The sequence below is a fragment of the Alkanindiges hydrocarboniclasticus genome (genome assembly GCF_001982605.1).
GTDB classification, from domain to species: Bacteria; Pseudomonadota; Gammaproteobacteria; order Pseudomonadales; family Moraxellaceae; genus Alkanindiges; species Alkanindiges hydrocarboniclasticus.
Genome location: NZ_MLCN01000032.1, coordinates 1 through 21,568 on the forward strand (window position 1 = coordinate 1; position 21,568 = coordinate 21,568).

Genomic DNA, 21,568 nt, shown 5'->3' on the forward strand with positions numbered 1-21,568 from the left:
GCTTGTTACGTTCAAACTTGGCCTTTGCCATGATGTCATTCCTCGTCCACGTCGAATGCCTTTGACATCCGCACACTATTAAACTTAGTCTACGACGCTTTGTCTATCGACCCTGATTTGTTCAGCCGCCTATTAAAGCATGCACCGAACACCAACACAATAATTTAGGCAGGCTTTAATGCCTGCCCTTGTGGCGCTAACCACGAAACTTTCTACGGCGTAAAGCCACAAAATTTGGAGCTCTTATCCAGATTTGAACTGGAGACCTCTCCCTTACCAAGGGAGTGCTCTACCACTGAGCTATAAGAGCTGAAATATCTGTATTCACTTGGAGCGGGAGACGAGGGTCGAACTCGCGACATTCAGCTTGGAAGGCTGACGCTCTACCAACTGAGCTACTCCCGCACTTAAGGGTGAATTACAAAATATGGTGGTGGGAGAAGGATTCGAACCTTCGAAGCTTTCGCGACAGAGTTACAGTCTGTTGGGTTTGACCGCTCCCCAACCCCACCGTTGTGTGGTATTTCACACAGCACTTACTTGATTTTAGCCTTCTTAAAACTGGTGCCGACACCCGGATTCGAACTGGGGACCTACTGATTACAAGTCAGTTGCTCTACCAACTGAGCTATGTCGGCGTTAAGTTTTAGCGCATCAAGTGAAGCGGACAGCAGTTTAACAAAAACGAAGGGTGACACAAGTGCTTTTTTGAACTTTTTGCAAAAAAAGCTTAAATATCCAGTCCGTTTGCTGATAATTCAACCGCTTTGATCACTGCGCGAGCTTTTATCATGGTTTCGTTCCATTCTGCTTCGGGTATTGAGTCTGCTACCAGCCCCGCACCAGCCTGCACTTGCACCTGCTGATCACGGATCACTGCGGTACGAATTGCAATGGCTGTGTCCATTTCACCGTGCCAGCCCAGATAGCCTACGGCACCCCCAAATACGCCACGCTTGACGGGTTCTACCTCATCGATAATTTCCATGGCACGAATCTTTGGTGCACCCGATAATGTTCCTGCCGGAAAGGTGGCCTTAAATACTTCCATAGCGGTGACGTCGTCCCGTACTTCACCTTCAACGTTAGACACAATATGCATAACATGGGAGTAGCGCTCAATCACCATGCGCTCGGTCACTCGTACTTTGCCAATTTTGCTCACCCGGCCAACGTCATTACGGCCCAGGTCAATCAGCATGAGGTGTTCGGCAATTTCCTTGGTGTCACTAAGCAAATCCTGCTCCAGAGCAATATCTTCACTAGGAGTTTTGCCCCGTGGCCGGGTGCCAGCCAGTGGCCTTACAGTGGCAATGCCATTTTCCAGCCGCGACAGGATCTCCGGTGATGAGCCAATCAGGTAAAAGGGTTTTTGGTCAGCTAGGGTACTGCCCTGCACCATAAATAGGTACGGCGAAGGATTCAGATGTCGCAGCGCACGGTAAACCGATAACGGGTCACCATCAAAGTCCGATACCATGCGATGACCCGGTACGACCTGCATGACATCCCCGGCGCGAATGTACTCCTTCACCACTTCTACTGTGCTCAGGTAATTGTCCTGACCCGTCAGGGATTTAAAAACAGGCGCAGTATGCGGTTTTGCCTCAAGCTTTACCGGCTGGGCCAGTTGTTGTTCCAGTTGATCCAACCGCTGATAGGCCGTGTCAAAGGCATTATCTTGCTGGGTATCGGCATGGGTAATCAAAAACATGGTGTCGCTGAGGTTATCAAACACCACTACAGTTTTTGACAGCATCAGCCAGATATCTGGCAAGCCCAGCACATCATTGGCGGGTGGATTTTTGAGCCGTGGTTCAATGTAGCGCACCGCATCATAGCCAAAATAGCCAACCAATCCTCCGGTAAACACCGGCAATGCCGGAATCAGATCAGCACTGGGCACTTTAAACTGGCTTTGAAACTGTTGAATATACGTAAAGGGATCGCTACAGGGAAACTGTTGCAGCTCGTTATTGTGCTGAACCTGCATGATACCGCTATTACACTGTAAAACAGCATCCTGTCCGATGCCAATCATGGAAAACCGTGCCCATTGCTCCCCGCCTTCAACGGATTCAAACAAATACGCCAACTGGTGCTGACGTAAACGGGCAAAGACAGATAATGGCGTGTCAGTGTCAGCCAGACGACGGCGAAAAACCGGGATATAGTTAAACCCTGCTGCTTTAAGCTGCTCAAATTGCTGCTGGTCAATCATGCTGTTCTCACCAAACTTGCGTCAATTATTAAAATGGCTTGCCTGTATCTTTGTGGGAAAATCAACACAAAATCAGGCCAAAATTAACTGGTATACAACCCGCATCAAAAGCGGAAATTATTGTTATGAATGACGCCAGCGGGAACAGCAATACGCAGACATTGGGCTATAAAAGCACATAGGAAAACTCGAAAACAGATTGACAGGTAGAGTATAACGCTAAAGCAATTGTTGGAGCGAATCAAGTATTAGATCAGGCTTACAGGCTGCAATGGGTTCACCATGATTATAACCATAAGTCAGTGCAAAGCATTGCATTCCGGCGGCATGGGCAGCTTCTACATCATTGCGTGAATCGCCAATCATCAGGGCCTGATGCGGTTTAAGCTCAAAATATTGCAGGGCATGTTGCAAGCTTTCGGGATGCGGCTTCTTGTGTGTGACACTATCGCCGCCCAGTAACAACTGGAAGGGAGACAGCAGATCAAGCGCCTGTAGCAAGTCATGTGCGGGCTGGTAAGGCTTATTGGTAATACAGGCCAGTTTCAGGTTGCTGTCCTGACAGCTCTGGATAAAAGCCTCCACTCCGTCATAAATCCGGCTTTCCACGCATACATGCTTTTCATAATGATTTAAAAAAGCTTGCAGTAACTGGTGTTGCTGTTCCTGAAGGGAATCATGACTATGAAGCTGCTCCCGTGAACTGTGAATAGTGGCGGTTAAACCCTGCTCATGTTGGTATTTCACCACACAATAAGCCAGTTGGGGCGCACCCCGGCCAACCCAGTAGCGCACCTGTTTCTCGGTAACGGGTGGACGGCCTAGCGTGGCCAATGCCGCATTCATGGCATGATAAATATCAATTGCAGAGTCTACCAGCGTGCCATCAAGATCAAAAAATACTGCGCGCAAATCACCAAGTTCAGCGAGTTTCATGGCACACCTTAAGCGTATTTGAATCGACGAAATATTAAAAACCTGTTTGTAAAGACCGACAGGTTTTTAAATTGACTGTATGGGTTTAAGCCACAAAGTACCAGATTGAAATAATCACCAGTAAAATCAGTATGGCCATGGCCAGTGCTGCTGGCAGGGTATTTTTGATACCGGATTTGGTAACTGGCTGGGATGCCGGAGTAGCAGCCTGAATGGTGGAGGGCTCAGCCGATACTTCTACAGCAGGCGCAACTGGTGGCATAGGCGCTGGCTTGGGAATGGAAACATGCGCTGGCCGCCCCTCATCGGTCACGGTTACGGATTCGGTAGTTTTTTCACGCAAGGCCTCATGCAGTGTGTTTAACACCAAGAAACGCACCACATCAATCTGGAATTCGTCATTTTCGTGCAATTGCTGCTCGTCAATACGCGCACCATTAACCAGCGTTCCATTGGATGACTTGAGGTCTTTAATCCATAAATTGTTATCACGCACTGAAAGCTCAGCATGACGGCGTGACACATGGCCGCCCTGAAGCACAATATCCACACTTTGATCACGGCCAATAACCCTGTCCTGATCAATGATGATTTCCTGTCCAACAAACGGGCCAGCAACGGCTTTAATTTTCCAGGCCATAGTGTTTCCTCAAGGCTATAAAACGAAAAGACGCAACTATTTCATAATTCTTCAATTCTGCCATAACACAAATGTCTAATAGACACTATTCTGAGCGAATGGTGGTTTGAATGACGGTATTTCCATCACGTGTTGTACTGGTGACGGGTGTTGCCGGCTTTACATCTACCATAGGCGTTACCACAACAACAGGCGGATTTATGACTGGTGTTGTAACGGCACGCTGGATCGCAACTGGTGTTTTATCAATGGTATTCATGCTGGGATTGGTGGTTGCATCGGTAGTGCTATCGCCATAAATCCGGTCAATTTGCTCAGGCAAGCGGGTAATATTGCCATTAGGATCTAAAATAAGTTGCAGGCTGCGTACCTGACCATAGCGCTTTTGTGTTAAGGCATTGACTGACTGACCATCACGGATAATGGTAGGGTGTAAAAACACCAGCAAGTTGCGCTTTTCGTGTGAATCATTATCTGAACGGAACAAGCGGCCCAGTACCGGAATCTTACTTAACCCGGGAACAGCCTGAGTGGTGCTGGTGTTGTCATCCTGAATTAGGCCACCCAGTACAATGGTTTGCTGGTCTTCCGCCAGAATTGCAGTTTTAATCAGGCGCTTGGTAGTGGTGATATCTGTTTTGCTAATGGCATTATTGGCCGGTACTACTGCGGATACTTCCTGCTCCACTTCTAGCCGGATCGTACCACCATCACCAATATGCGGAATCACTTTTAAAGTTAAACCCACATCCTTGCGCTCAACGGTTTGATAAGGCGAGGCTGTTCCACCACTGGTCAGCGTGGCAGAGCCGGTAATAAATGGGACGTTTTGACCCACTACAATATGCGCTTCTTCATTGTCTAGCGTAAGTACCGAAGGTACCGACAACAAATTAGCCTTGGAATTGCTGTCCAGTGCCTGAATCAGTGCACCATAAAAATTGGTCTGACCATTTTTTTCCCGGACATCGCCCAAGGCAATGGCTGCACCTGCCAACTGGTTTGCCACAGAAGCAGCAGCAGTGCCTCCAGCTGCAACACCAGCTCCCAGCTGAGCCAAACTTGCACCCACGTTGCTAAAATTGATTAGCCCCACACCACTGGTTAAATCCCCCAGTGCCCATTGGATGCCCAGTTGCTCACCTGTTGAGCCAGAAACTTCCACAATCGCAGCTTCAATCAATACCTGTGAGCGTCGCGAATCCAGCTGGTCTATCGCAGATTCAATTTCACGCATTAGGGCAGGTTCAGCTTTAACAATTAAGGCATTCTGCGTTTCATCGGCAATAATGCTGATGCCACCAGCTGTAAAGGTGCTTAACTGGTTGCTATTATTATTGTTGCTATTACTGCCCAAGCCAGTCAGGTTAACGCTGGCACCGCTACCCAGTGAGCTACTACTGCCAGTATTGCTGGTGGTTCCCGTCGTGGTATTGTTACTGCTATTGCTAAATGAACTAGTGTTGCTGGAAGTAGAGTTGCTACCAGAACTGGTATTTTGGCCAGTGACCAGGCCTTGCAGCATTTGCGCCAGATTTTTGGCACTGGCATGTCTTAAGCGAAATACCCGCAAGCCACCCAGACGATCCGCCGGGACGACGTCCAGCATTTGTACCAGTTCACGGATACGCTTGCGGCTTTGGGCATCACCTTTGACCAGCAGACGATTGCTGCGGGCATCGGCAATCAGGCGCACCCGCGAACCACGAACATCACGCGATGAGCCAGTGGCACTCATGGCATCAACCAGACCAATGATTTCCTCAGCCTGACTGTTACGCAATGGAATGGCTTCCATGTCATTATCGCCAGTACCATCCAGGGTGCTTACCAGCTTTTCGATTTGCTCAATATTTTCAGCGCGATCCGACACAATCAGCGCATTGGTGCCGGGAATAGCCGCCAGATGGGCATATTGCGGCATTAATGGACGGATGGCCGGAATTAAATCACTGGGATTGGTATTCTGCAGCCAGATGACCCGCGTAACCACCAGTTCACCCCGAATGCGGTTACGGCTATCAAATGGCGTGCCACTGCTGCGTGCATTGGTGTCAGGCACCAGCTTAATGGTATTACCGGAAGGAACTGCCACTACGCCATTGACGTTCAGCACCCCTAAAAACAGGTCATACACCTGATCGCGTGTCAGTTCCTTGTTGGAAATGACAGTCACCGTTCCCTTGACACGCGGGTCAACCGCAAAGTTCTTGCCTGTAATATCAGCCACTTCGTTGACAAAGGCGGTCAGGTCGGCATCCCGCAGGTTGATTTTCCATGTCTGGGCATTGGCAGGAAATGCCAGCGCAGCCAGTAACGGTAACGCCATGAACACACCATAAGCAGAGCGTTTATGAGCAAAATTTGCCATGTGTTGCCTACATCCTATTCAAATTCTGACAAGCCCGGATACGTTGACACGACTGCATTGCATTGTGCTGACCCACCGAGACATTAAAAACAAGACATTAAAAACTTTGTTGAATGGTCATGGTTTGCTCACCACGACGGATTTCAATCTGTGCATTGCGCTGCTGCTGAATCTGTTGCAGCGCCCGAATATCATTCTGGATCTGGCCCAGCGGACGGCCATTCAGGGACACAATACGGTCTCCCGGACGCAAGCCCAGCTTATTGCGTATTTCTGCCGGTACTCCTGCTGAAATCTCATAACCCTGTCCAGTAGGCTGCACGCCCATCTGGCTTAAATAGCCACCAGGATTACTTTGCAGCTGGCGAATGGCATCGCCCAGTGCATCCTGAGCTTGCTGCGCCTGTGTATTAGGATTATTAAAAGCAGCTGCAGTTGCCACGGCCGGCCCTGAAGCCATGGCGCCTTCGTCCCCAAAATACAGGGTAGCCTCACGTCCATCACTATAACCCAGTGTGACATGATCCCATGCCACGGCAATTAAACGCTGGGTTGTACCTTCAATTTGCTGGCCAAGCCGGTAGCGGTTGGATACATTATTGGCGCGAATGACTGCTGCTGAATTACGCGCTGGCCGACCTAAAAACACCCCTTCCAGCTTCAGTGGAACCTGAGCCTCACCACTGCTTTGGCCAGACGGCAAATCAACCCGGTTTTCCTTGAATAAGGAAAATCCGCTGATATTGGGCACTTGCATGGACTGGTTATAGCTTAAGGGAATATCACGGGCAACGGGTGGCTGTGGCGGTGCCAGAACCAGCCAGATTAACGCAGCCAGCTTCCAGCATAACCAGACAATTAAAACAAATAATATCCACGGCGCAGCCAGATCCAGTGTTTTAAGTGAAAAATACTGACGCATTATGGCGCTCGCAAACTCGATAGGGGCTGACGGGTAGACACGACAGCGGTATCCAGTCCGGCCTGACCCCGGTAGCCTGCAACCGTCAGCAATAAGCGCTGGGTTAACTGGACTTCCAGCATTTGATCCTTGGACAAGTAAATATCACCCATGCGTTCGTTTTGTACAGTGGTCATGTTGAGTTGTAGCCGGCCCTGCGGTGCACTTAATTGAGCCATTAAGGGCGGCAGATTAGCACGCTCAATGTGGCCTTCAAAAGGATAGCCCAGCATACCGCCCGCCCAGTTCATTTGGCCCTCGGCATCTTGCCAGCCCTGCTGCTTGTGATAAATCACCTTGATATCACGCAACTGGAGTGGGTTGTTCGGCCATTGCCACGGAAACAGACTACTTAAGGTCTGGGTACTGATTTGCCCATTAAACTGTTCAATACGGCGCTGGTTCAGGCTCATGGCCACTTTTCCATCCAGACGGGTATCACCGGTTCTCAGCTCAACATCGGCACCTACCCTTAACAGCAGTAGCGACCAGGGGCGTAATTTCCATGAAACCACGCCCTGCACCTGCTCAACGTGCCAGTCTGCCTGACCTTGCCAGATACTGCCGCTAATGCTGTCAATGTAGGGATTATTGGGGGAAACACGTGCAATGATCCAGGCTGCTGGTAACTGCAACACAATGAATAAAAGCAATAGAGAAACTGCAAAGACCCACCAGCCCTTCCCCGGCTGTTTTACTGTCATTTGTTAAAATACCATCATTTGTTTTAACCAGTGGCCATGTGCCTGCATGATGGCTCATTATGCGCAAAACTGCTGCAAACGAAAAGGGTTTTATTTTAAGTTTTCATCACGCTTTAAGCCAGTAATGTCAAAGCACCACAACTGGCTTGCGTGTTTTTACAGGGCTGAATTTAAATTAAAAAATCATCCAGATTGGCACCACTGGCCAGTTTGGCAGCCAGCCAGCGTGGTTGCTTGCCACGGCCAGTCCAGGTTTCCTGCTGGTTTTCAGGGTTGCGATAGCGGGGTGCTACCGGCTTGCGGCTTGCAGTCTTGCTGGACTTGTTGCCACGGGCAACCAGTTCATCCAGCGTCACACCAACAGACGCAGCAATTTCTGTAATTCTGTCATACGCTGCATCAAGCTCTTGTTCTTTTTTCGACTCGATTAATGCACCGGCTTCATCGGTCAGTTTTTTCAGTTCAGCAACTGATAAATTACTAATATCAGGTTTCATTACCACTCCCACGAATATAAATAACCATTGTTATATTAAACAATATGGGCTGATCATATTATAATCGCGAGAGTGTGTCACCTTATTCTTTCATGTTTACCAGAATAACCATTAAAACGGTAAATCATCATCCAGATCGGTATTATATTGCGGGCTGCTGCTGGCCGCAGTATTTCTCGACTGGCCGGATGAATACTGATTATCACCGGACTGATTATTGCCAGCATAATTATTACCAGACTGGCCATTACCTGAGCGGGCACTGTAAGGAGCGTAGTCCATATTCTGGCTACCTTCACCCTGGCCACCACGCGGGCCATCCAGCATTTGCATGGAATCACCACGAATTTCAGTGGTAAAGCGTTCCTGACCGTCTTTATCGGTCCATTTGCGGGTACGCAGGCTGCCCTCAATATAAACCTTGCTGCCTTTCTTTAAATACTGCTGGGCCACTTCACCCAGACGGTTATTTAACACAATACGGTGCCATTCGGTGATTTCCTGACGCTCGCCAGTGTTTTTATCGGTCCAGCTTTCACTGGTCGCAATAGAAAACTGGGTGAGTGAGCCACCATTAGGGAAGCTTTTGGTTTCAGGATCACGGCCCAGAGTGCCAACAAGAATGACTTTATTTACGCCACGCATGGTTTTTTCCTCATGTTTAATTTTTTGATATGCTGACTGTAAACTAGTCTTTAGGAAAAGGCTACAGGCTGATTCACCAACTGCGACAGCTTTTGTCGCGCCTCGTCATTCAAGTCTTTAGGGTCAAACTTGATGTAGGCAATGCCCTGTACCTTAAGAATGGCAATCTCTTCAACTCCTTGTACTTGAAGGATTTGAGTGCTCCAATCATTAAGGTTTTGCGACTCTGCTGGCAAGTCAACTGTGAGGGTAGACAGGTAGCGTGGTGATTCCAGAAACCAGCTAACCCCTAACCAGATGACGGCAAAACCAACCAGAATGGTCCACGCCATGCTGGTATTACTGCTAGACAGCAACTGGCCACCCAATACCCCGCCAAAGAACGCACCCAGAAACTGGCTAGAGGCATTAATGCCCATGGCAGTGGCTTTAACCGACGGCAAGGCAATTTTGGATAACCATGAGGGCAATAATGCTTCGATCACATTAAAGGCAATAAAAAACAGCGCAAGGCCTAAAATTAATCCCCATGGCGTTGTATAAAACAGGCTTAAAACAATTAATGCCGCCGTAATGGAAAATATCGCCGCCATGAAAATATAACGCATTTGTTGTTTTTTTTCGGCCACAATAATACTGGGAAAGGCAAAAAAGCAGCTAATTAATAACAGCGGCAAATATACCCAGCCATGATGATTAACCGGAATACCGGCCCATTCCACTAATTGGCTTGGAATAAAAACAAATAGCGCTGTCATGATTAAATGCAGCATAAAGATGGAAATGTGCAGGCGATTCAGGTTGGCATTATTTAATACCAGTTTAAATTTTTCCCGATAATGCCCGCTGGCCTGTTTGTGCTGGATGGAAACATGCGGCACCAGCAGCAGCAATAAAATGGCCAGAATGCCGGCAATACTGGAAAACCAGAACAGGCCGGACAGGCCAATATGACTGGTTAATAATGGCCCAATGATAAAGGCCAGCATAAATGACGTACCAATACTCATGCCCATAATAGCCATGGCTTTGCTGCGCTGCTCCTCACGGGTAACATCGGCCAGTAATGCCATCACTACCGCAGAAATAGCCCCGCTGCCTGCAATGGCGCGGCCAATAATCACCTGCCAGATATCGGTAGATAAGGCAGCAATGGCATTACCCAGCGCAAACAGGATCAGGCCAAAAATAATCAGGCCACGGCGCGACACATAATCGCCCCACAGGCTAAACGGAATTTGCAGCAGGGCCTGACTTAAACCATAAATACCCACAGCCAGCCCCAGCAGCGCAGGCGTTGCACCGCTGTACTGCTGCCCGGCAATGGCAAAGACCGGAACGATCATGAATAAACCCAGCATACGCAGGGCAAAGATACTACCTAAAGCAAACGTAGAGCGGCGTTCAGTGGCATTCATGAAAATTTTGAACCATATCAGGTGATGCAGATAGCAGGCAATGCAATAAAAACGCTATGCAGTATACGCTTATTTTAGCGATGTGCCAGATTGTTGCATGCGCGCAGTGTTGGCCGGAAGACACTGCTTTTGGAAAAATTGCAGGAAAAGTTTTTGGTAACTGCCACGCGATGACAACTTGAAGTTACATAAATTATCACCATATTTAGGCTTAAATATTATCATTTTAAACAGTACAGGACGTAGCCGGAATGTCTTTGTTACCGGCTGTTGCCGTGTTGCCCTATTCGTCGCTTGATCATGCGTTACCGTTGTTCATCCACAATCAGCTGAGATTTACATGAGCCAAAATGAAATTCGTATTCGTGGTGCAAAAACACATAATCTAAAAAATATCTCGCTGGATATTCCCCGTGACAAGTTTGTGGTCATTACAGGATTATCTGGCTCGGGTAAATCGTCGCTGGCATTTGACACTTTGTATGCTGAAGGCCAGCGCCGCTATGTGGAAAGTCTTTCAGCCTATGCACGGCAGTTTTTGTCGCAAATGGAAAAGCCGGAAGTCGACAGCATTGAAGGCTTGTCACCGGCCATTGCCATTGAGCAAAAATCCACCAGCCACAACCCGCGCTCAACTGTCGGTACTATTACTGAAATTTACGATTACCTGCGCCTGCTGTATGCCCGCGTCGGAACGCCCTATTGTCCGGAACATGACTTGCCGATGGTGGCGCAAACCGTAAGTGAGATGGTGGATAGCGTTAAAGCCTTGCCTGAAGGTGCGGCATTGATGATGCTGGCACCCGTGGTACGTGAGCGCAAGGGCGAATATACCCATCTGTTTGAACAATTGCAGGGTCAGGGTTTTGTGCGCGCGCGGGTGGATGGTGAAATTATTGAGCTGGATGAACCGCCAACGCTGGACAAGAAGAAAAAACACACCATTGAAGTGATTGTGGATCGCTTTAAGGTGCGTGAAGACCTCGGTAACCGGCTGGCTGAATCCTTTGAAACGGCACTGCGGCTGGGTGGTGATATTGCCACCTTAAGCTGGCTGGATGGCAGTCATCCCGAGCAGGTGTTTTCGGCCAAGCACAGTTGTCCGCAATGTGATCGCGCCGTGGCTGAACTGGAACCCCGCCTGTTTTCCTTTAACAATCCGTATGGCGCTTGCCCGGTATGTGACGGACTGGGTGTGCGCAGTCATTTTAGTGCCGAAAAACTGATTCCCAATGCTGAGCTGTCACTCAATCAGGGGGCGATTAAAGGCTGGGATCGCCAGCGTCCGTATTACTTTGGCTTTATTACCAAACTGGCCGGGCATTATGACATTGACCTGAACACCCCGTGGCAGCAACTCAGTGAAGCGCACAAGAAACTGATTTTAAATGGTTCTGGTAAGGAAAAAATTGATTTTTCCTATGTGGATGAGCGTGGCCGCAAGCAACATCGGGTGATGGTGTTTGAAGGCGTGCTGCCCTATCTGGACCGGCGTTACCGGGAAACCGAAAGTAATCTGGTACGGGATGATCTGGCGCAGTATTTGTCTAATGCCGCCTGTGATGCCTGTGGCGGTTCACGCCTGAACGAACTGGCACGCAATGTCAAAGTGGTGAATTGTACCCTGCCTGAAGTTACCCGGATGTCAATTGGTGATGCTGAAAGCTATTACCAGCAGCTCAAGCTGGAAGGCGCAAAAGGTGAAATTGCCGACAAGATTTTCAAGGAAATCCGCGAGCGGTTGCACTTTCTGGTCAGTGTGGGCCTGAATTATTTAAGCCTGTCGCGCTCTGCCGATACACTGTCGGGCGGTGAAGCACAGCGTATCCGGCTGGCTTCACAAATTGGTGCTGGCCTGATGGGCGTGATGTATGTGCTGGATGAGCCGTCAATTGGCCTGCATCAACGTGACAATGACCGCCTGCTTAAAACCCTGATTCGCCTACGTGATCTGGGCAATACTGTGCTGGTGGTAGAGCATGATGAAGATGCCATTCGTGCGGCAGATCACATTATTGATATTGGGCCGGGTGCTGGTGTACATGGCGGTGAAATTATTGCTGAGGGTACGTTTCAGGAGATTGAAGCGCACAAGGATTCACTTACCGGGCAGTATTTATCGGGACGTTTAAAAATTGCCGTGCCCGAGCAACGCATTGCCCCGCAGCCAGACAAAATGCTGCATTTGAATGGTGCCTGTGGCCATAACCTGAGAAAGGTTAACCTGAGCATTCCGCTGGGCCTGTTTACCTGCATTACCGGTGTGTCCGGTTCCGGTAAATCCACGCTAATTAACCGCACCCTGTTGCCACTGGCGGCCACACAACTCAATGGTGCCAGCACGCTGACGCCGGAAAAATTTGACACCATTGATGGCCTGCAACATCTGGACAAAGTGGTTGATATTGACCAAAGCCCCATTGGCCGTACCCCGCGTTCTAACCCGGCCACCTACACTGGCTTGTTTACACCCATTCGCGAGCTGTTTGCGCAAACGGTAGAAGCAAAATCACGTGGTTATGCGGCTGGTCGCTTTAGCTTTAACGTGAAAGGTGGCCGCTGTGAGGCCTGTGAAGGCGATGGCATGATTAAGGTGGCCATGCACTTTTTACCGGATATGTACGTGCCCTGTGATGCCTGTCATGGCAAGCGCTATAACCGCGAAACATTGGAAGTGAACTACAAGGGCAAGAATATCTCTGACGTGCTGCAAATGACCGTGGAAGATGCCGCCGAGTTTTTCTCGGCTATTCCAGTGATTCATCGCAAGCTGGAAACCCTGATGCATGTGGGCTTGGGTTATATCCGGCTCGGTCAGGCTGCTACCACGCTGTCCGGTGGTGAAGCGCAACGGGTCAAACTGGCACGCGAGCTGGCCAAGCGCGACACCGGCAAGACGCTGTATATTCTGGATGAGCCGACCACTGGCTTACACTTCCATGATATTGCCAAGCTGCTGGAAATCCTGCATCACCTGCGTGACAAGGGCAACAGTATTGTGGTGATTGAGCATAATCTGGATGTGGTCAAAACTGCAGACTGGATTGTGGACTTGGGGCCGGAAGGTGGTTCTGGCGGTGGAATGATTATTGCCGAAGGCACGCCGGAACAGGTGGTGAAGGTGAAAAAATCATTTACTGGGCAGTTCCTTAAACCTTTATTGAAATAAGTTCAGCTGGCCGACTAACGCTACTGGTGTCGGGTTAGAATCTCTTATGATTTTAACTCGACGCCAGCTTTGCAACTTATCTGTTTTGAGTACATGCTCCATACCATCAAACAAAGAAGGTTGTATTTTTAGTAGTTTCTTGGCACGAGTCAGGCATTGATGTAGCCATGAATAAGACATTTTCATCACTGCTGCGATATTTAAATAAGTATGCTTGTCTGTTTTAGATTTAAGCCTTTCAAACAATTCGATATATGCCAAAACCATTGAAAAACTATTTTCCTCCATATGCTTGGTTTTCTCTTTTTCCTTTATTATATAGTCATCAGCACCAAGTAGTTGCTGCAACGGTTCGTGTGCATCCGAAGCTTTTGCCCCCAGCAATAAAGGGTGTGTTGATGCATCTGGGTCATTTCTAAATGAGTGATCGAATCGCAAAGCCCCCTTAACTGCTCTATCTGTTGACCTCATAAAAAATCGGAATAACTCATCTTTTAATAAATTCCAGTGCTCAACATTGGCCATATCAAACCAGTCTGCCCAGTCACCAAATACATAAATAGCAGCTTGTTGTGCGACATCATTGGCTTCAAATTGTTTTGAAGCCAATGCTATACGTTTCCACTGCGTAAGATACTCGGGAGAATAAATGACTTGCGCTAATCTATTTTTTTCTAATTCATTCATTAAACAGGGTTATCCAAGAATTCCCTTACCACCTAAGCGCTTTAAACTTAAATAAAATGAATTTAAAGCTACTCAGGCATCATTGCTGGATATTCAATTGGCTTGGCTTGGCTAAAACGAATATCACGTACATGGGTAAAGTTTGACCAGATCAACTGGCTACCTTTTGTCCATCTTAAAGGACTAATGCGTTTTTGGACGGTAGCGATTTCCTGTGCTGTGGCTAGTCTCAGCTCACCAATTTCACCATAGAGACGTACAGCAGGAATTGTAGAAAACCTGCCAACCAATAGCGACTTGAACCAGAAGCCCTTACTGGCATTAACTGCCATGATACAAACTTTCGGGTTGGTTTTAATATTCTCCGCCAACTGATGAGTATAAGAATCAAAAAAATAACCGGTCTGATCATGACGCAAGAATATTGTCCCAATTGGCGTAAGGTGCGGTTGCCCCTGCTGACTCACCGAGGCAATTGAGCAATACATACTGGAAGACTGAGCTTGGGTAAAAATTTCTTTAATTGCATTCCAAGATTTCACTAAATCCATGTTTCAGCATCCATTATTAAACTTATAAGTTCAATATATGTCATCTGTTTATTGATAGCAAATTCTTCAAAATTTATTGTTCAGTTATCTTGTTTTACTCAGCACCTATTATCTTCCATGAATAGTATCTTCCATGATTAGTACAATCATCCGCTTATTAAAAAACAGCTTTTACCAGCTTTTTTAACTCACCCTATTAATTTTAAGCATGAAAATCTGCGTTGATATGGGCAAGGTACAAGCTGATATTGACCAGTACAATTCAAAACAAAAAACCACCCTAAGGTTTTGACAATTTTAGGCTCGTTTCTTATTACTTGATTTTTCCTTTTTCCAATAAGATGTAATCTGTCATGGACTTTAACGAGTTACCGTTTCAACACGCCATTGAATTTAAACAAGGTGATGGCTCACGACAACTTGCCGTATTTAGTGATCCTGAATGCCCTTACTGCCAGCGTCTGGAATCCGAGCTAGCCAAACTGGACAATGTTTCCATTCATGTTTTTCAGTTTCCACTGACGCAACTTCATCCCAACGCGGATCGTATTACCCGTAAAATATGGTGTTCACCAGATCGGGCAGCGGCGTGGCGTGATTATCTGATCCAGCAGATTGAACCAGACAATAGCGCAGATTGTGAAAACCCGGTGGAAGCAAATATTCAACTTGGACAGGTACTGGGAGTGAATGGAACGCCAACCCTGATGCTGTCCAATGGCAAATTAATAGCAGGAGTTGCTTCTGCTGATGAGATTGCTGCTTTACTGGCTTAATAATCTGGCAGGGTATGGTCTGGCAGCATGCTCACCTGTCAACCACTTTTTGCTAGCAGTGTCTAGAGCAATTTTCCTGTAGCGGTCTTAGCTTAAATTGACGTAGAGTTTTTAAAATTCCTAAAAAGTCTTTTTGTTGTTTCATGCAGAAATTCTGTAAGTTTTTAACTTCACTCATTTTTTTCACATATATTGCAAGAATAAACACCCTGCAAAGCTATTAGTCAGGGCAGATAATCAAGCAATAGGGAGAAGAAAAATGTCTGTACGCATGGAAGTCCGGTTTTATTCTGCACTGATGCTGTCCTTACCATTTTGTAGTATCGCAGTCAGTCCGCTAAGCCATGCCGACACCCAAACCAGACCGGAAACAGCAAATAGCCAAGCTGCAATGCTCACGCCTACGCCAGCACTGCCCTATCCGGTTGCCGATCCACAACTGGGCGAAAAGCTATATCCGAATGAAGCCTTGTATGCCCAGCAAATTGGCGTGGAACTTGAAAAACTGATCCGCAAACGTGATGCGCAAGGACAAGCGCACCGTGATGTGCATCCCAAAGCACATGGCTGCGTCAAGGCACAGTTTCGGGTGCTGGATCAATTGCCTGCGCAGTTCAGCCAAGGCATGTTTAAACCGGGTCAAAATTATCCGGCATGGATCCGGTTTTCCAATGGCTCGCCCAAACCGGATCATGCTGACATCAAGCGCGATGCACGCGGTATGGCCATTAAGGTGATGAATGTGCCGGGGCAAAAACTGCTGGAAGATGAATCACAGGCTAGCACACAGGATTTTATTTTAATTAATCATCCGGTGTTTTTTGCCAATGAACCTGACCGCTATCTGGCGTTGATGAAAGATATGAATGGCGGTTTTTTAAAAAAGCTCCAGATTCCTTTTTCCCTGGGCTTTAAGGGGAGCAAGATAGCCTTTCAAACCAGTCGTTCCAGAATTGGCAATCCACTGCAAGCCCGTTACTGGTCGATGGTGCCGTATCAATTGGGCACTGGCGCAAGCCGTAATGCGGTGAAATATTCAGTACGCCCCTGTACGGCCAGACAGGATGCTATTCCCGCGCACCCAGATCACAACTATTTGCGCGGCGCATTAAAACAAAGCCTGAACGCTGGTGATGTGTGCATGGAATTTCTGGTACAGCCACACACTTCTACAGCGCTGTCCGTGGAGGATTCCATGACCGAGTGGAAAGAAAGCGATGCACCATTTTACAAGGTGGCAACCCTGACCATTCCACAGCAAACATTTGATACACCAGCGCAAAACCAGATGTGTGAAAACCTGTCTTTTTCGCCCTGGCATGCCCTGCCTGAGCACCGGCCTTTGGGCGCAGCCAACCGGATGCGCAAGGTGATTTATGATCATATCAGCCGGGTCAGGCACCAGATGAATGCGGTGCCGCGTCAGGAACCTGAATCATGACAGTAATTTCACCTGACCCAAGAACAGACCAGTCAAGTCAGTAAGCCGAAACGGGTAGAAAATATTTTTTGGTGTGCCTTATCCAAAAGGCAGATACCTCGCTCAATACCGTTGCCTCAGCAAACAGTTTATCGCGTGTTAGCTATTTATTTGCTACCATTCGCCGCCTAACTTCTGCTTGACATCTTGGCCTTATGACCTCGCCATACCAACGACAACTTCAAGAAAAAATTGACCGCATTAGCGCGCAATTTGCTGCTTACAATCCACCTGCGCTGCAAGTGTTTGAATCACCCGAACAACACTATCGTATGCGCGCGGAGTTTCGCATCTGGCATATCGAAAACGACCTGTTCTACGCCATGTTTGAACGCAGTGCAGAGGGCAAGCAGAAAAAAGTCATCCGTGTTGATGAATTTCCCATTGCAGACCAAGGCATCAACAGCTTAATGCCAAAACTACTGGCAGCCATTAAAGCTGTGCCTGTGTTAGCAGAACGCCTGTTTGAAGTGGGCTTTTTGGCAACCTTAAGTGGCGAAATGCTGGTCAGTTTTATCTACCACCGCAAACTGGATCTAGACTGGGAACAAGCCGCCAGAGCATTGGGCGAGCAGTTAGATATCAGCATCATCGGACGCAGTCGTGGTCAAAAACTGGTGGTGGGCAATGACTTTGTGGTGGAAAAGCTCAATGTTCAAGGCCGGGAATTTGTCTACAAGCAAGTGGAAGGCAGCTTTACCCAGCCTAACGCGCAAGTGTGCCAGCACATGCTGGACTGGGCTTGCAGCGTGGCAGGACGTTCTGACAAAGATTTACTGGAACTGTATTGCGGCAACGGTAACTTTAGCCTGCCTTTATCGTTGAGATTTAGCAAAGTATTAGCTACCGAACTGGCAAAATCATCGGTACATGCGGCTGAATGGAATATTGAGCAAAACCAGATTGATAATATTCAGGTTGCACGTTTATCCGCAGAGGAGTTTACCCAGGCCTATCACGGTGAGCGTGAATTTAGACGTTTGCAGGAAGCCAGGATCGACCTCAAAACTTATGATTTTGATACGGTCTTTGTCGATCCGCCACGCGCAGGGATTGATGACGACACCTTAAAACTGCTGCAAGGTTTTGAGCGTATTATCTATATTTCCTGCAACCCGGATACCCTGCACGACAACTTAACAACATTAAGCCAAACGCATCGTATCACTCAGTTCGCCTTATTTGACCAGTTTCCTTATACCCATCACATAGAATCCGGGGTATTGCTGGAAAAGATTTAAACAGTGGATGGTAAGCTGATGGCCGACATTTTTATTGCAGGACAAGGACTGGCACTCGCCGAGGCAACGGTAGATTATCCGCGTCCGGAGCGTCTCGTTGCAGGTAACCCAAAACGGCTAACCACCAGCTTGTATGAACACCCCAACATGAGCTGTGGCATTTGGCAGTGTGAAGTGGGTGCTTGGCGCATTGCGTTTGCCAGCAATAAACAAGAGTTTTTTCAGTTAATTAAAGGGATTGTGCGCCTGCACCATGCGCAAGGTGAATTTGTGGAAATTCATGCAGGTCAGGCTGGTGTTATTCCACCCGGTTTTGTCGGTATGTTTGAAGTGGTAGAACCGGTAGAAAAATATTATGTGATCGTAGAAACCATAGTCTAACGACCAGACTCCATCACGGTTAATCGCGTTTGGGTGCATACTTAATATACTGCAGGGTAATCAGACGCGATACCACCAGCGTTAAATACATCACCCCTACAAACATTTGCAGCGAAACCAATACCCGTGAGGCAGGTGCAATCGGCACAATATCACTTAAACCAGTTCCCGATTGCACGCTAAAGCTAAGGAATAGCAGCTCTAGCCAACTGCGACCCAGCTCCCCGTCGGCCAGTGCGGTAAAGCTGGCCGGAAATAAGGTCTGGCAAGCACTATATAAAAAGGCAAATGCCCAGGCAAACAAGGTAAATACGGTGGCCGCTGCAAACAGCTCATCACGGGTGAGGTATTTGTCGGCAAACATATACATCAGCAAGCCTGCAGCAGCATAAATATAGGCGGCAGCTTCCACCACATTGGCAATGACTTGCAGCATGGGGGTGCCAAAACCCGCCACAATGGTAAGCGACAAGATCAGCGCTGTAGTGACAAATACCAAGCCGACCAAAGTATAAATAGGACTGCGGCGGATAATGGTGGCAATTAACAACAAGGCCAGCGCACTGAGGCACCACGATAACGCATGGGTATTGAGGGTTCTATTGGTCAGCGGTGATAAGCATAAAATCAGTAATTGTAAAAACAGCAACCATGCTGAGGGCAACAGTTTTAAACCTTTCCAGTGAATGAGCAGGCTGTGCATGGTGTTATAGCTATGGTGATTAACCTGTTGAAAAGTATGTCATGTTTGTCTGTTAAAACCTTTGGGCCTTATGAGGCTTATGGTAACCGGGCCATGAATGGCAATTGGTACTGTCTAATAAAAACCCTGTCCCGGGAAAGCATCCGGAACAGGGCTTCATCATTTGCCAAGGCTAATTCATTTTTAAAATTGGCTTGACCACCTTGCCGCTAAAACTGTCCCGAATGGCATCATTGATTTTTTTAAACGGATAAAACTTGACCAGTTTTTCTAGTGGGAACTTGCCCTGCTCATGCAACTGCATAATCTGCTGATGCGCATTCGGAGTTTTACCACCACCGCCTACAATGCCAATCAGGCGCTTGCCATATAGGGTATCGGCATGATTCAGCTTAAAGCTATGCAAAGGCGAGCCGCCACCCACCATGCCACAAACACCCAGAATCCCTAGGGATTCCATAGCAGCAGGCACCATTTTACCGCCCAGTGTGCAGTCCAGACTGTAATCCAGACGGTTTTTGGTTAATAGGCGAATCTTGGCGGCAATGGCTTCTTTTTCAGATTTAAACACATGGGTCGCGCCCAGTTTTTTGGCCAGCTTTAAGCGGTTGCTATTGGGATCAACCACAATAATGGTTTCACATTCACGCACTACGGCAGCCATTACAGCAGCCAGACCGGTAGAACCACCACCAAAAATGGCAATACTACTGCCCGCTTCAGGCTGTAATTCATTAAACACCGCACCTGCACCCGTCGTAATGCTGCAACCCAGCGGTCCCATCAAGTCCAGATCAATGCTGTCTGGCACTTTAATCAGGTTGCGCTCAAGGGTAATGGCATGGGTTGACCAGCTCGACTGCTGAAAGAAATTGCCGTACAGCTTGTCACCATTGGCGAGCTTAATGGCATGCGAGCCATCCAGCCGCTGGAAACCAAACGACAGCGGCCCGGCCAGTTCACAATAACGCGGCTGGTCACGCAGGCAATTGCGGCATTTACCACAGGATGGAAAGCTGATGAGCACACGATCACCAATTTTAAACTGGCTTACTTTGCTGCCTATTGCTTCAATGATGCCTGCCCCTTCATGCCCCAATACACAGGGTTTGCCGGTAGGCAGGTCACCGTTCAATACCTCATGGTCGGTGCCACAAATCCCGCAACTGCTGATCTTGACCAGCACTTCATATTCCTGTGGTTCATCCAGCTCAATTTTTGCCAGCTTTAACTTGGGATAACGTGATAGAGATACCAATGAACGTTCAAATATGGCTGCTGTTGCACGCATAGTGTTAATCCAGTATTTCTGATGCATGCCAGTGTTCCATTAAGCCAGCGCCAGATACGTAGATTTTCTGTACAGTTGCTGTGCAAAAAAATTAAGTTGTTTTCTGCTATTAATTTACCCGGGTAATATTGCTTAATTATTATTACCCGGGTAAATTAGGCTACCTTTATCAATGATACCTGAGCACAATATGACTACATCCACCCATTGGACTGCTTTTCAAGATGTGCAGCAATTTGCTCGAGGATGTCCTTGGGAGGTAGCCGTAGCGGTTAGTAACGCCATGCAACAGCAGCCGGGCCAGACTATTTTTATTTTTGATGACCAGACTGGACGCATCGTTGATATTGATTTAACGATGAGCCACGAAAACCTTATAGCCCAATTGAGAGCGCAACACACCATTGTCCAGCCTTCAACAACCGGAGAGCTGCGCACGCCGGGCAGGCCAAAACTTGGGGTGGTGGCGCGTGAAGTTACCCTGTTACCGCGTCATTGGGAGTGGCTGGCTAATCAGCCCAGTGGTGCCTCAGCCACCCTGCGCAAACTGGTGGATCAGGCGCGTAAACAGGATCAGGCGACTGGTGGAATAAAACAGGCGCAGCAAGCTGCCGACCGATTTATGACTGCCATGCTGGGTAATGCCTCAGGCTATGAGGAAGCCGCAAGGGCACTATATGCCGGTAAAAAGGAAATTTTTTTACAATACACTGAACAATGGCCAGCCGATTTACGTGATTATGTGCGACAACTGGCTGAACCGGCGTTTGGACAAGTTCAGGATGAAGCTGAACAATAAACTGTGTACCAAGCCGTGTTAGCAATGGCTGTAATCTGGCTGACTATCCAGTCAATGTCAGTTTTTGCCACTGGGTTTAAAAATGCGCTGGCGTAGG

The 21,568-nt window shown here is 47.9% G+C and carries 19 protein-coding genes and 4 tRNA genes; 6 read left to right on the top strand and 17 right to left on the bottom strand.

Annotated elements, in window-relative coordinates:
• Positions 1–235: 235 nt before the first annotated feature.
• The 13 genes from BKE30_RS12230 to BKE30_RS12290 all read right to left on the bottom strand — a co-directional run bounded on the left by BKE30_RS12230 (position 236) and on the right by BKE30_RS12290 (position 10,393).
• Positions 236–310, bottom strand: a tRNA-Thr gene (locus BKE30_RS12230).
• 19 nt (positions 311–329) lie between these two features.
• A tRNA-Gly gene (locus BKE30_RS12235) sits at positions 330–405 on the bottom strand.
• 23 nt (positions 406–428) lie between these two features.
• A tRNA-Tyr gene (locus BKE30_RS12240) sits at positions 429–512 on the bottom strand.
• A 50-nt stretch (positions 513–562) separates the two neighbouring features.
• Positions 563–638 (bottom strand) — tRNA-Thr (locus tag BKE30_RS12245).
• A gap of 92 nt (positions 639–730) precedes the next feature.
• Positions 731–2,221 carry an anthranilate synthase component I gene (trpE, locus tag BKE30_RS12250; RefSeq protein WP_076878877.1) on the bottom strand — a complete coding sequence of 497 codons (1,491 nt, stop codon included), beginning with the start codon at positions 2,219–2,221 and terminating at the stop codon, positions 731–733.
• Positions 2,222–2,440: 219 nt separating this feature from the next.
• On the bottom strand, positions 2,441–3,157 hold the full coding sequence (locus BKE30_RS12255) for a phosphoglycolate phosphatase (RefSeq protein ID WP_076878878.1): 717 nt from the start codon (positions 3,155–3,157) through the stop codon (positions 2,441–2,443).
• Positions 3,158–3,242: 85 nt separating this feature from the next.
• Positions 3,243–3,797, bottom strand: coding sequence for an FHA domain-containing protein (locus tag BKE30_RS12260; protein ID WP_076878879.1), 555 nt, complete (start codon positions 3,795–3,797; stop codon positions 3,243–3,245).
• Positions 3,798–3,882: 85 nt separating this feature from the next.
• Positions 3,883–6,168 carry a type II secretion system secretin GspD gene (gene gspD / locus BKE30_RS12265; protein WP_076878880.1) on the bottom strand — a complete coding sequence of 762 codons (2,286 nt, stop codon included), beginning with the start codon at positions 6,166–6,168 and terminating at the stop codon, positions 3,883–3,885.
• Positions 6,169–6,265: 97 nt separating this feature from the next.
• Positions 6,266–7,090, bottom strand: coding sequence for a type II secretion system protein N (locus BKE30_RS12270; protein ID WP_076878881.1), 825 nt, complete (start codon positions 7,088–7,090; stop codon positions 6,266–6,268).
• Complete coding sequence (gspN, locus tag BKE30_RS12275; protein ID WP_076878882.1) at positions 7,090–7,833, bottom strand: type II secretion system protein N; 744 nt, start codon at positions 7,831–7,833, stop codon at positions 7,090–7,092. Before gspN ends, BKE30_RS12270 begins: the two co-directional genes overlap by 1 nt.
• Before the next feature lie 170 nt (positions 7,834–8,003).
• Entirely contained in the window at positions 8,004–8,330 is a 327-nt protein-coding gene (locus tag BKE30_RS12280; protein ID WP_076878883.1) for an H-NS histone family protein, read from the bottom strand.
• A 111-nt stretch (positions 8,331–8,441) separates the two neighbouring features.
• Complete coding sequence (ssb, locus tag BKE30_RS12285; RefSeq protein ID WP_076878884.1) at positions 8,442–8,975, bottom strand: single-stranded DNA-binding protein; 534 nt, start codon at positions 8,973–8,975, stop codon at positions 8,442–8,444.
• 50 nt (positions 8,976–9,025) lie between these two features.
• Positions 9,026–10,393, bottom strand: coding sequence for an MFS transporter (locus tag BKE30_RS12290; protein WP_076878885.1), 1,368 nt, complete (start codon positions 10,391–10,393; stop codon positions 9,026–9,028).
• Positions 10,394–10,733: 340 nt separating this feature from the next.
• On the opposite strand from BKE30_RS12290, the gene uvrA reads away from it, so the two are divergent.
• Positions 10,734–13,562: an excinuclease ABC subunit UvrA gene (uvrA, locus tag BKE30_RS12295; protein ID WP_076878886.1), complete on the top strand. Its 2,829-nt coding sequence runs from the start codon at positions 10,734–10,736 to the stop codon at positions 13,560–13,562.
• On the opposite strand, the gene BKE30_RS12300 is transcribed toward uvrA, so the two are convergent.
• Both BKE30_RS12300 and BKE30_RS12305 read right to left on the bottom strand, forming a co-directional pair.
• Complete coding sequence (locus BKE30_RS12300) at positions 13,551–14,249, bottom strand: hypothetical protein (protein ID WP_076878887.1); 699 nt, start codon at positions 14,247–14,249, stop codon at positions 13,551–13,553. The two genes, uvrA and BKE30_RS12300, sit on opposite strands and share 12 nt — an antisense overlap.
• A gap of 68 nt (positions 14,250–14,317) precedes the next feature.
• Positions 14,318–14,800 (bottom strand): pyridoxamine 5'-phosphate oxidase family protein, encoded by a 483-nt coding sequence (locus BKE30_RS12305; RefSeq protein ID WP_076878888.1) that lies wholly within the window; start codon positions 14,798–14,800, stop codon positions 14,318–14,320.
• A 353-nt stretch (positions 14,801–15,153) separates the two neighbouring features.
• Here BKE30_RS12305 and BKE30_RS12310 point away from each other — a divergent pair, with 353 nt between their 5' ends.
• From BKE30_RS12310 to BKE30_RS12325, 4 genes are all read left to right on the top strand, one after another.
• Positions 15,154–15,576 (top strand): DsbC family protein, encoded by a 423-nt coding sequence (locus tag BKE30_RS12310; RefSeq protein ID WP_076878889.1) that lies wholly within the window; start codon positions 15,154–15,156, stop codon positions 15,574–15,576.
• 259 nt (positions 15,577–15,835) lie between these two features.
• The gene (locus tag BKE30_RS12315; protein WP_076878890.1) at positions 15,836–17,017 is read left to right on the top strand and encodes a catalase family protein; all 1,182 of its coding nucleotides are present in this window, start codon (positions 15,836–15,838) and stop codon (positions 17,015–17,017) included.
• Between the two features lie 194 nt (positions 17,018–17,211).
• The gene (trmA, locus tag BKE30_RS12320; protein WP_076878891.1) at positions 17,212–18,297 is read left to right on the top strand and encodes a tRNA (uridine(54)-C5)-methyltransferase TrmA; all 1,086 of its coding nucleotides are present in this window, start codon (positions 17,212–17,214) and stop codon (positions 18,295–18,297) included.
• Positions 18,298–18,315: 18 nt separating this feature from the next.
• Complete coding sequence (locus BKE30_RS12325) at positions 18,316–18,678, top strand: cupin domain-containing protein (RefSeq protein ID WP_076878901.1); 363 nt, start codon at positions 18,316–18,318, stop codon at positions 18,676–18,678.
• A 19-nt stretch (positions 18,679–18,697) separates the two neighbouring features.
• On the opposite strand, the gene BKE30_RS12330 is transcribed toward BKE30_RS12325, so the two are convergent.
• The gene (locus BKE30_RS12330; RefSeq protein WP_076878892.1) at positions 18,698–19,381 is read right to left on the bottom strand and encodes an ion channel; all 684 of its coding nucleotides are present in this window, start codon (positions 19,379–19,381) and stop codon (positions 18,698–18,700) included.
• A gap of 172 nt (positions 19,382–19,553) precedes the next feature.
• Entirely contained in the window at positions 19,554–20,672 is a 1,119-nt protein-coding gene (locus BKE30_RS12335) for an NAD(P)-dependent alcohol dehydrogenase (RefSeq protein ID WP_076878893.1), read from the bottom strand.
• A 190-nt stretch (positions 20,673–20,862) separates the two neighbouring features.
• On the opposite strand from BKE30_RS12335, the gene BKE30_RS12340 reads away from it, so the two are divergent.
• On the top strand, positions 20,863–21,471 hold the full coding sequence (locus BKE30_RS12340; protein WP_076878894.1) for a DUF2239 family protein: 609 nt from the start codon (positions 20,863–20,865) through the stop codon (positions 21,469–21,471).
• The last annotated feature ends 97 nt before the right edge of the window (positions 21,472–21,568 follow it).

Excerpts from the sequence above, each read along its gene's own strand:
- BKE30_RS12335 (WP_076878893.1), bottom strand. The coding sequence starts at position 20,672 with ATGCGTGCAACAGCAGCCATATTTGAACGTTCATTGGTATCTCTATCA.
- BKE30_RS12310 (WP_076878889.1), top strand. The coding sequence starts at position 15,154 with ATGGACTTTAACGAGTTACCGTTTCAACACGCCATTGAATTTAAACAA.
- BKE30_RS12300 (WP_076878887.1), bottom strand. The coding sequence starts at position 14,249 with ATGAATGAATTAGAAAAAAATAGATTAGCGCAAGTCATTTATTCTCCC.
- BKE30_RS12325 (WP_076878901.1), top strand. The coding sequence starts at position 18,316 with ATGGCCGACATTTTTATTGCAGGACAAGGACTGGCACTCGCCGAGGCA.
- ssb (WP_076878884.1), bottom strand. The coding sequence starts at position 8,975 with ATGCGTGGCGTAAATAAAGTCATTCTTGTTGGCACTCTGGGCCGTGAT.
- BKE30_RS12280 (WP_076878883.1), bottom strand. The coding sequence starts at position 8,330 with ATGAAACCTGATATTAGTAATTTATCAGTTGCTGAACTGAAAAAACTG.
- BKE30_RS12305 (WP_076878888.1), bottom strand. The coding sequence starts at position 14,800 with ATGGATTTAGTGAAATCTTGGAATGCAATTAAAGAAATTTTTACCCAA.
- BKE30_RS12260 (WP_076878879.1), bottom strand. The coding sequence starts at position 3,797 with ATGGCCTGGAAAATTAAAGCCGTTGCTGGCCCGTTTGTTGGACAGGAA.
- BKE30_RS12290 (WP_076878885.1), bottom strand. The coding sequence starts at position 10,393 with ATGAATGCCACTGAACGCCGCTCTACGTTTGCTTTAGGTAGTATCTTT.
- BKE30_RS12330 (WP_076878892.1), bottom strand. The coding sequence starts at position 19,381 with ATGCACAGCCTGCTCATTCACTGGAAAGGTTTAAAACTGTTGCCCTCA.
- uvrA (WP_076878886.1), top strand. The coding sequence starts at position 10,734 with ATGAGCCAAAATGAAATTCGTATTCGTGGTGCAAAAACACATAATCTA.
- gspN (WP_076878882.1), bottom strand. The coding sequence starts at position 7,833 with ATGACAGTAAAACAGCCGGGGAAGGGCTGGTGGGTCTTTGCAGTTTCT.
- BKE30_RS12340 (WP_076878894.1), top strand. The coding sequence starts at position 20,863 with ATGACTACATCCACCCATTGGACTGCTTTTCAAGATGTGCAGCAATTT.
- trpE (WP_076878877.1), bottom strand. The coding sequence starts at position 2,221 with ATGATTGACCAGCAGCAATTTGAGCAGCTTAAAGCAGCAGGGTTTAAC.
- trmA (WP_076878891.1), top strand. The coding sequence starts at position 17,212 with ATGACCTCGCCATACCAACGACAACTTCAAGAAAAAATTGACCGCATT.
- gspD (WP_076878880.1), bottom strand. The coding sequence starts at position 6,168 with ATGGCAAATTTTGCTCATAAACGCTCTGCTTATGGTGTGTTCATGGCG.
- BKE30_RS12255 (WP_076878878.1), bottom strand. The coding sequence starts at position 3,157 with ATGAAACTCGCTGAACTTGGTGATTTGCGCGCAGTATTTTTTGATCTT.
- BKE30_RS12315 (WP_076878890.1), top strand. The coding sequence starts at position 15,836 with ATGTCTGTACGCATGGAAGTCCGGTTTTATTCTGCACTGATGCTGTCC.
- BKE30_RS12270 (WP_076878881.1), bottom strand. The coding sequence starts at position 7,090 with ATGCGTCAGTATTTTTCACTTAAAACACTGGATCTGGCTGCGCCGTGG.